Source organism: Burkholderia sp. S171, assembly GCF_009766085.1.
GTDB lineage: Bacteria > Pseudomonadota > Gammaproteobacteria > Burkholderiales > Burkholderiaceae > Caballeronia.
The window spans coordinates 1-822 of sequence record NZ_LMUF01000040.1; the positions used below are offsets into that span (position 1 = coordinate 1).

At 61.2% G+C, this 822-nt stretch carries 1 pseudogene; it reads left to right on the forward strand.

What is annotated here, in order from left to right:
* Positions 1 to 118: 118 nt before the first annotated feature.
* Positions 119 to 822: pseudogene (locus tag GSQ93_RS21745) on the forward strand (urea ABC transporter permease subunit UrtC); the annotation flags it as partial.

Here is an 822-nt window from a genome sequence, read left to right on the forward strand (position 1 = left end):
GAGCCGTTCTGGGGTGCGGTGCTCGCGAAGATCGCGGTGCTCGTGCTGATCGTGTTGTTCATCCAGAAGCGTCCTCAGGGTATGTTCGCCCTGAAGGGCCGCAGCGCCGAGGTTTGAGATGACTACACCCAACGTCTCAGCGAATCTCGATCTTGCACCGCAACCCGACGAGCAGGCCAGGCGCGCAGGCTTTGCGCTCGGCCTGCCGCCGCGTGCGGCACTCTTACCTCGCAGCGGCTGGATTGCGCTGATCGCATTCGTGATCGCGATGGGTATCTGCGTGCCGATCGCCGCGCTCGTGCTGCCGGAATCGAGCACGTTCCACCTCTCCGCGTATTCGATGACGCTTGTCGGCAAGCTCATGTGCTACGCGATCGGCGCGCTTGCGCTCGATCTCGTCTGGGGTTATTGCGGCATCCTGAGCTTGGGCCACGCGCTGTTCTTCGCACTCGGCGGATACGCGATGGGCATGTACCTGATGCGTTCCATTGGCCGCGAGGGCAACTATCAGAGCGATCTGCCGGACTTCATGGTGTTCCTCGACTGGCACAAGCTGCCGTGGTACTGGCAGGGCACTGAGCACCTCTGGTATGCGTTGTTGCTGGTGATTGTCGTGCCCGGCGTGCTCGCCTGGGTGTTCGGCTTCTTCACGTTCCGTTCGCGTGTCAAAGGCGTGTATCTGTCGATCATCACGCAGGCGATGACGTTCGCCGCGATGCTGCTCTTCTATCGCAACGAAACGGGCTTCGGCGGCAATAACGGTTTTACCGATTTCAAGCGCATCGCGGGGTTTCCGATTACATCGGCCAGTACGCGCACCGT